General features: G+C 71.3%; 9 protein-coding genes. 5 read left to right on the forward strand and 4 right to left on the reverse strand.

What is annotated here, in order from left to right; genetic code table 11:
- Positions 1–154: 154 nt before the first annotated feature.
- Together F8271_RS32665 and F8271_RS33520 are read right to left on the reverse strand one after the other, a co-directional pair.
- Positions 155–295, reverse strand: a complete 141-nt coding sequence (locus F8271_RS32665) for a hypothetical protein (protein WP_192580499.1) — start codon at positions 293–295, stop codon at positions 155–157.
- 610 nt (positions 296–905) lie between these two features.
- Positions 906–1,202 carry a hypothetical protein gene (locus tag F8271_RS33520; protein ID WP_225854830.1) on the reverse strand — a complete coding sequence of 99 codons (297 nt, stop codon included), beginning with the start codon at positions 1,200–1,202 and terminating at the stop codon, positions 906–908.
- A gap of 473 nt (positions 1,203–1,675) precedes the next feature.
- On the opposite strand from F8271_RS33520, the gene F8271_RS28425 reads away from it, so the two are divergent.
- The gene (locus F8271_RS28425) at positions 1,676–2,257 is read left to right on the forward strand and encodes a DUF1349 domain-containing protein (protein ID WP_225854831.1); all 582 of its coding nucleotides are present in this window, start codon (positions 1,676–1,678) and stop codon (positions 2,255–2,257) included.
- A gap of 69 nt (positions 2,258–2,326) precedes the next feature.
- Positions 2,327–3,001, forward strand: a complete 675-nt coding sequence (locus F8271_RS28430) for a DedA family protein (RefSeq protein WP_151492917.1) — start codon at positions 2,327–2,329, stop codon at positions 2,999–3,001.
- 3 nt (positions 3,002–3,004) lie between these two features.
- Here the strand turns inward: F8271_RS28430 and F8271_RS28435 are convergent, their stop codons facing one another.
- Together F8271_RS28435 and F8271_RS28440 are read right to left on the reverse strand one after the other, a co-directional pair.
- Positions 3,005–3,742, reverse strand: a complete 738-nt coding sequence (locus F8271_RS28435) for a membrane protein insertase YidC (RefSeq protein ID WP_151492918.1) — start codon at positions 3,740–3,742, stop codon at positions 3,005–3,007.
- A 99-nt stretch (positions 3,743–3,841) separates the two neighbouring features.
- On the reverse strand, positions 3,842–4,135 hold the full coding sequence (locus tag F8271_RS28440; RefSeq protein ID WP_225854832.1) for a DUF6412 domain-containing protein: 294 nt from the start codon (positions 4,133–4,135) through the stop codon (positions 3,842–3,844).
- A 152-nt stretch (positions 4,136–4,287) separates the two neighbouring features.
- On the opposite strand from F8271_RS28440, the gene F8271_RS28445 reads away from it, so the two are divergent.
- The 3 genes from F8271_RS28445 to F8271_RS28455 all read left to right on the forward strand — a co-directional run.
- A complete protein-coding gene (locus F8271_RS28445) occupies positions 4,288–5,424 on the forward strand; it encodes a glutamate--cysteine ligase (RefSeq protein ID WP_192580500.1) in 1,137 nt (378 codons plus the stop codon).
- A 23-nt stretch (positions 5,425–5,447) separates the two neighbouring features.
- Positions 5,448–6,827: an FAD-dependent oxidoreductase gene (locus F8271_RS28450; RefSeq protein WP_151492920.1), complete on the forward strand. Its 1,380-nt coding sequence runs from the start codon at positions 5,448–5,450 to the stop codon at positions 6,825–6,827.
- A 72-nt stretch (positions 6,828–6,899) separates the two neighbouring features.
- Positions 6,900–7,845, forward strand: a 946-nt coding sequence (locus tag F8271_RS28455) for a LacI family DNA-binding transcriptional regulator (RefSeq protein WP_151492922.1), incomplete at its 3' end; no start/stop codon positions are given.

Consider the following 7,845-nt stretch of genomic DNA (forward strand, 5'->3'; position numbering starts at 1 on the left):
CTCTGCTGGCAACGCCTGAACGCCCTACCCACACCCACCTGACCAGCAACAACCGTCCCAGCGAGCCGGAAAGGGCCGCACCCCGGGAATCGGAGACCCGGCACACCGTCGTGACAGACGACGCACACACCTCACACCATAAGGGACAAAACGGTCAAGCCGAAAGCCGTACCAAGGGATCAATACCCTCTGACGGATCGAGGTTGAGGCTGCGGAACAGCCGCGACAGCCGGGTGATCACCAGGGTGTCGCCGCGGCGCAGCCGCGCCAGGGCCTTGGCCAAGGTGGTCGGCATGGTCGCTCCACCGCTGGTCAGGTAGTCCCCGATCCGCGCGTTCGACCATCTGCCGGGGAACACGTGCTGCGCGACGTGGCGGTCAAGGCCGTCACGGAGTGGGAGCACGCGGCGTTGATCGAGTCGCCGAGTCATGTGCGCCGGCGGGCGGAGCCGGCGATGCTGGTCGCGTTGTTGCTGGCCTGTTAGCAGTACGCGGAATGGAACTTTGCATCGCGGACAACTGACTAAGGTTCTGCGGTCCTGCGACCGCTGGTAGAGACGGGCTGGTCGGCGTTGGAGGGCTGATCCTAGTTGAAGGATAGTCAGTACGCCACGACGAAAACTGCTCGCCCCCTTCGGCAAGTTGACTTTTTCGCTCTCGATATTTGGCCTTCCTGAAATCAAGAATTCGCTGCGTTGGTGTTAGTTCGAACAGGGCATCGACTTGTTCTTTCGAAGCGCCCTCAAGATACGGTAACTCTGCCGAAGAGCCACTACGATATGATCCCTTTTGTTGATGTTCCATTCGGACTGACCTCCAAATTGTGAGCAGGACTCCAATTATACGTGTCGGGCGTTCCGACTACAACTCGGGGCGATGGTCTAGACGAGTAAGTCCGAAGTCTGGTCAGTGGTCGTAGGCGATCAAGGATCTGGTCAGGGGTTGGCCGGTGGCCCGGTTGTGCCAGATCGCGGTGGTCATCGAGATGAGGCGTTGCGCGATGCGTGCTGCGACGCCTTCGATGCTGCGTCCGCCGTGCAGTTCGAGGTCGAGTTGGCCCTTCAACGTGTCGTTGACGGACTCGATGAGCTGCCGGATCGGTTTCAGTAGGTGTTCGTCCGGGCGTGGGGTGCGGTTGCGGTACGACGGTCCGAGCAACCGCACCCCACGTTCTGCCAGCCATCGGTCCAACTCCGCGGACACGTATCCCTTGTCGCGACGATCAGCAGGCCTGGACGCTCGGCGATGAGGCCGGGATCGTGGTCAAGGACAGCCATCAGGACCTGACGTTCGTCGACCTTCGGTGTCGCCAGGGCCCAGGTGATCGGCAAGCCAGCCGGGGTGCAGATCAGATGCAGCCGAAGTCCCCAAAAGAACCGCGAGTGCGAGGCGCAGTAGCCGGCCCACCCGGCCAGGTCCGAGCGTTTCACCGTCGGCCTGGACCGGCCGCACTCGACCGGCGTCGAGTCGACCACCCAGGTGGCGTCGGTCCACAGGTCGGTGTCCGAAGCGACCACGCGGATCGCCCGCTTGAGCAGCGGCACCGCCGCACGCAGCCGCTTGTTGTAGCCGGACTGCCCGGGCAGATACGGAAACGCCCCAGGCGGATGCCCGGGGACGAACCGCAGCCACCGGGCTTCGGACCGCACCCCAGGGTAATTCCGCCGAGCGAACCGTTGGACTGGTCCCGGGGCCGGTGGCTGCACCCGCCGGTGCGCACCGAGGAAGGCCCGGCCGGCGAGTTGGTCGTCGAACCGGCCGCGGAGACCGACTTCTGGCGGCGGACCAGCTACGGCTTCGTGCACGACAACGGCCCCGCCCTGCTGGCGCCGCTGCCGGTCGGCAGCGCCATGGAGGTGAGCTTCCGGCTGGACCTCAGCGGGCAGTTCGACCAGGCCGGCGCGCTGGTGCGGGTGGACGAGCGGACCTGGACCAAGGCCGGCGTCGAGATGAGCGACGGCGAGCTGCACCTCGGCGCGGTGGTGACCCGGGAGTTCTCCGACTGGTCGGTGGCGCCGGTGCCGCGGTGGGCGGGCCGGCAGGTGACCGTACGGGTCAGCCGTGCCGGCGACGCGCTGACCGTGCGGGCGCGGGCCGACGACGAGCCGTGGCAACTGGTCCGGCTCGCCCCGCTGGACCCGGCCGCCGAGGCCGTGGCGGGTCCGTTCTGCTGCGCCCCGGTGCGTGCCGGGCTGACCGTCGTGTTCACCGGGTGGCGGCAGGGGCCGGCCGACACCGCCCTGCACCCGGAGCACTGAGCGCGGGTGTAGCAGGGCCGGCAGTGGGTAACACCCTCCGATCCCCGACAGCCGACCGGAAGGACGACCATGGCGTACGCCCAGACTGGTGACCCGTCCGAGTTCACCGGGTTGACCGGTTGGGTGGCCTCGGTGATCGAGGTGATGGGCCCGGTCGGCGTCGCGCTGCTGGTCGCCCTGGAGAGCATCGTCCCGCCGATCCCCAGCGAGATCGTGCTGGCGATGGCCGGCTTCCTGGCCCACGAGGGCACGTTCAACGTCGTCCTCGTGGTGGTGGCCGCGACGGTCGGCTCGCTGGTCGGCGCGCTGGTGCTCTACTGGCTCGGCGCGGCGCTCGGCGAGGAACGGCTCAAGCGCTGGCTGGACCGCATTCCGTTGGTGGACCGCGACGACCTGGAGAAGGCCGACCGCTGGTTCGAACGGCACGGCCGGTGGGCGGTGCTGATCGGCCGGGTGGTGCCGGTGGTCCGCAGCCTGGTCTCCGTCCCGGCCGGCGCGAACCGGATGCCGCTGGGCGAGTTCATCCTGCTCACCACGCTCGGCAGCGGCGTGTGGAACGCCCTCATCGTCGGTGCCGGCTACGCGCTGGGCAGCCGCTGGCAGAACGTCGAGCGCTACAGCGACTGGTTCAACTACGCGATCGGCGTGGTCTTCGTCGTCATGCTGGTCACCTGGGTGATCCGTAAGGTCCGCCGCCGCCGGGAACGCGACGACCGGCGGTCGGTGACCGCCGGTCGCCACTGATCATCACGACGGAGTCGCGGCCTGCGGTCGCCGGAGCACCGCCTGCTCGATCGCCGACCACACGCTCGTGGTCACCAGGTAGATCACCGCGGCGAGCGGCAGCACCAGCGCCACCAGCACCGTCGTGAACGGCAGCAGGGGCAGCAGCCGGCCGAGCGTGGCCGCGCCCGGGCCCTCGGTGGGCGTACCGGCGACCGTGCCGACCGCCGCCTGCGCCCGGCGCGCCCGCCGCGACGACCACCAGGCCACCAGCAGCAGCACGGCCAGGAGTACGCCGAACAGCGGCCCGGCCGCGCCGCCCAGCCCGTCGCTGAGATGGTGCCCCAGCGGCAGGCCGGCCAGCCGCTCGTCCAGCAGCCCGGTGCCGCCCTCGCTGGTGGTGAACAACCGGTACAGCACGAGCAGGAACGGCGCCTGGAGCAGCAGCGGCAGGCAGCCGGTGATCGGGTTGGCGCCGGCCTCGTGGTACAACGCGAACACCTCCCGCTGAAGCGTCGCCGGGTCGTCGGCGTACCGCTGCTGGAGATCGCGCACCTGGGGGGCGAGCGCCGCACGGCGTCGCTCCCCGCGGACCTGCGCGACGGTGAGCGGCGAGATCACCAGTCGGACGGCGATGGTGAACAGCACGATCGCGGCGGCGGTCGCCATCCCGCCGGCCAGTGGTTCGAGCAGGTCGGTGAGCCAGGACAGCGCGGTGCCGGCGGCGGCGACCGTGTCGTGCAGTGGTGCGAAGGCGAGCATGGGTTACCCCTCGGTCCGATTCCGGTGGGGTCCTCCCCCGGCGGCGTCCGCCCGGCGGGAGGACCGGTGACGGCGGGATCGGCCGCGTGGCGCGAGGCGCTACGCGACCGAGGGGTGACCGGGTGCGCGGGGGCGGGGACGACCGGGGGCGTCCGGGTCGATCTGCCGGGGCATCCGACGAGCACGGGAGCGGGCCCGTAGCCCGGCCCACCGCGGCCCGGCGCCGGGCGCGCCCGAACGGCCGAGCACCCGCGCCGCGAGCACCACGGCGAGCAGCACCAAGGCGGTCAGCGCGGCACCGGCGAGCAGGTCGGCGGGGCGGCCCGCGAGCAGGGTGAGCTGGGCGAACGCGGACATCCACGCGACCTGGAGGACCCCCAGCAGCACCGGCACGGGCCGAGCATAGGACCCGGTGTCACGCCGCCCGACCGAATCGCACCAACCCCTGGACGGCACGCCACGTTTCCCGTCGTCGCCACGTTGGGTAACCAGACGGCGGACCGACGCGGACGGACCGCGGACGGCAGGAACGGACGGTGGTGTCGATGACCGGCCAGGTGGCGGAGGCTCCCAGCGGAACGACCGCGGGGACCGATGTGCTCACCGTTGGTGTCGAGGAGGAGTTCCTGCTCGTCGACCCGCACACCGGGGCCGCGGTTCCCGCCGTCGACCTGGTGATGGAGCAGGTGCCGGCGGAGCTGCGCGGCCAGGTGGAGCGCGAGTTCCAGACCAGCCAGATCGAGATCGGCACTCCGCCCGGTCTGGAGCTGTCCTCGATCCGGCACTCCCTCGGCGTCCTGCGGGAGGCGCTCGCCGACGCCGCCGAGCGGGCCGGCGTACGACTGCTGGCCATCGGCACCGGCCCGGTGGACGGCCCGGTGCCGCCGGTGGTGGACAAGCCCCGCTTCGACCGGATGATCGAACGCTTCCGGCTGCTCGTCCCCGGACCGGGCAACAACGGCATGCACGTGCACGTCGGCATCCCCGACCCGGAGACCGGCGTGCAGGTGCTCAACCACGTACGGCCGTGGCTGCCGATGCTGCACGCGGTGACCACCAACTCCCCGTTCGCCCGGGGCGAGGACACTGGCTACGCGAGCTGGCGGTCGGTGGAGTGGGAGCGCTGGCCGTCGGTCGCGCCGACGCCCTGGCTGGAGTCGCACGAGCACTACCAACGGCTGATCCGCCAGTTGATCTCCAGCGGGGTGATGCTCGACGAGGGGATGCTCTACTGGTACGCCCGGCTGTCGGCGAAGTACCCGACGGTGGAGCTGCGGATCGGCGACGTCTGCCCGTCGGTGGACGACGCGGTGCTGGTCGCGGCCCTGGTCCGGGCGGTGGTGGCGACCGCCATCGCCGACGTCGAGGCGGGCCGGCCAGCGTTGCAGACCGACCACCACCTGCTGGTCGGCGCGCACTGGCGGGCCGCCCACGACGGCCTGGAGGGCAAGGGCGTCGACGTCACCACCGGCGAGCTGCGCCCGGCCTGGGAGTTGCTGGACCGGTTCGTGGAACGGATGCGGCCGGCTCTGGAGCAGCACGGCGACTGGGCGGAGGTGACCGACCTGCTGGGTGGGCTGCGCCGGCACGGCAGCGGCGCCGCTCGGCAGCGCGCGGTGTACGCCCGCACCGGGCGGCTCACCGACGTGGTGCAGGACGTGGCGCGTCAGACCCGTGGCTGAGCGCCTCGTGACAGGATGATCCCGTGGCGCAACGGCTGATCGTCATCGGCGGGGACGCCGCCGGCATGTCGGCGGCGTCCCAGGCCCGTCGTCGCCGCGATCGCGACGACCTGGAGATCGTGGTCTTCGAGCGCGGCCATTTCACCTCCTACTCGGCCTGCGGCATCCCGTACTGGATCAGCGGGCTGGTCCCCGGCCCGGAGCAGTTGATCGCCCGCGATCCGGACACGTTCCGCACGAAGTTCTCCATCGACGTGCGGATCCGCCATGAGGTCACCGCCATCGACCTGGACCGCCGCGAGGTGGTGGCCCGGGACCTGAAGGGCGGCGGCGAGGTCCGGGAACATTTCGACGAGCTGATGTACGCGGCCGGCGCGGTGCCGGTGAAGCCACCGTGGGCGCAGGCGGACTTCGGCGGGGTGTTCGGCGTGCAGACCCTCGACGACGGTGCGGCGCTGCGCGAGTGGTTGGACGGCGATCCGCAGCCGCGTCGGGCGGTGGTGATCGGTGGCGGGTACATCGGCGTGGAGATGGGTGAGGCGATGATCCAACGCGGCCTCACCGTGACCCTGGTCGAGCAGGCCGAGCAACCCATGTCGACGGTCGACCCGGACATGGCCGAGCTGGTCGCCGACGCCATGCGCGGCCTCGGCATCACGATCCGCAGCGGCCTGACGGTGACCGGCCTGGAGCAGCGCGACGGCCGGGTGTCCGCCGTGGTCACCGCCGAGGGGCCGATTCCGGCCGACGTCGTGGTCCTGGGGCTCGGCGTACGCCCCAACACCGCACTCGCGGAGGCGGCCGGGCTGCCGCTCGGGCCGACCGGCGCGATCCGGGTGGACCGCCGGATGCGGGTGCCCGGGCTGTCCGGGGTCTGGGCCGCCGGCGACTGCGTGGAAACACTGCACCGGGTCAGCGGCATGCCCGTGCACATCCCGCTGGGCACCCACGCCAACAAGCAGGGCCGGGTCGCCGGGATCAACATCGGCGGCGGGTACGCCACCTTCGCCGGCGTGATCGGCACGGCGGTGACCAAGGTCTGCGACCTGGAGGTGGGGCGGACGGGCCTGCGCGAGCGGGACGCCACGGCGGCCGGCTTCGAGTTCGTCTCGGTGGTCGCCGAGTCGACCAGCCGGGCCGGCTACTACCCCGGTGCCCGGCCGATGACCGTCAAGTTGATCGCCGAGCGGCCCAGCGGCCGGTTGCTCGGTGCGCAGATCGTCGGTTGGTCCGAGGCGGCCAAGCGCATCGACACGCTGGCCGTGGCGCTGTGGAACGGCATGACGGTGGACGATATGACCGCACTGGACCTGGGCTACGCTCCGCCGTACGCGCCGGTCTGGGATCCGGTGCTCATCGCCGCCCGTAAAGCGGTCGACGCGCTCGCCGCTCTCGACCGCTGACCCGCGCCCGCCGTGGAGGACCACCCCGTGACGCAGACCCCGACCAGGCCGGCCACGCGCCGGCGCCCGACGATGGTCGACGTGGCCCGGCATGCCGGGGTCAGTCTGAAGACGGTGTCCCGGGTGGTCAACGACGAGCCGGTGGGGCAGGAGCTGGTGAGCCGGGTCCTCGCCGCCATCGCCGAGTTGGGGTTCCGGCGCAACGACATCGCCCGGAACCTGCGCTCCCGGCAGCTCAACGCCACGGTGGGGCTGCTCATCGAGGAGATCGCCAACCCGTTCTACGCCACCATCGCCAGTGTCGCCGCCGAGATCGCCGCCGCGCACGGCACGATGCTGATCACCGCCTCCTCGGAGGAGGACCCGGAACGGGAACGCGCCCTACTCCAGGACTTCACCCAGCGCCGGGTCGACGGGCTGCTGGTGGTGCCGGCCGGTCTCGACCACTCGTTTCTGCGCCGCGAGGTCGAGCTGGGCATGCCGGTGGTGTTCCTGGACCGGCCGCCGCAGGGCCTGCAGGCGGACGCCGTCCTGCTGGACAACCGGGGCGGCAGCCAGGACGGGGTCGCCGCGCTGCTCGACGACGGGCACCGCCGGGTGGGTCTCCTGCTGGGCGCGCCGAGCGTGCCCACGATGCGTGAGCGGCTGGCCGGGGCGCGCTCGGCCCTGGCTGCCGCCGGCGTCGAGCCGGACGAGTCGCTGGTCCGCGACCGGCTCATCGCGCCGGAGGAGGCCGGGCGGGCGGTCGCCGCTCTGCTCGACCTTCCGGACCCGCCGACCGCCTTCTTCTGCGCCAACAACCGGCTCACCGTCGGTGCCCTGCAGGAGTTGCACCGGCGGGGCAGTGCCGCCGCGCTGGTCGGCTTCGACGACTTCGAACTGGCCCACCTGATGCCCCGCCCGCTGACCGTGGTCGCGTACGACACACGGGAGCTGGCCCGGGTGGCCGCCGAGCGGCTGTTCGAGCGAATCGCGGGTGACGACGCCCCACCGTCGACGACGGTCCTCCCCACCCAAC

It is taken from the genome of Micromonospora sp. ALFpr18c, from assembly GCF_008868155.1.
Lineage (GTDB): Bacteria > Actinomycetota > Actinomycetes > Mycobacteriales > Micromonosporaceae > Micromonospora.

Bases quoted from the DNA above. Each gene is read 5' to 3' on its own strand.
- F8271_RS32665 (WP_192580499.1), bottom strand. From the start codon at position 295: ATGCCGACCACCTTGGCCAAGGCCCTGGCGCGGCTGCGCCGCGGCGAC.
- F8271_RS28430 (WP_151492917.1), top strand. From the start codon at position 2,327: ATGGCGTACGCCCAGACTGGTGACCCGTCCGAGTTCACCGGGTTGACC.
- F8271_RS28435 (WP_151492918.1), bottom strand. From the start codon at position 3,742: ATGCTCGCCTTCGCACCACTGCACGACACGGTCGCCGCCGCCGGCACC.
- F8271_RS28445 (WP_192580500.1), top strand. From the start codon at position 4,288: ATGACCGGCCAGGTGGCGGAGGCTCCCAGCGGAACGACCGCGGGGACC.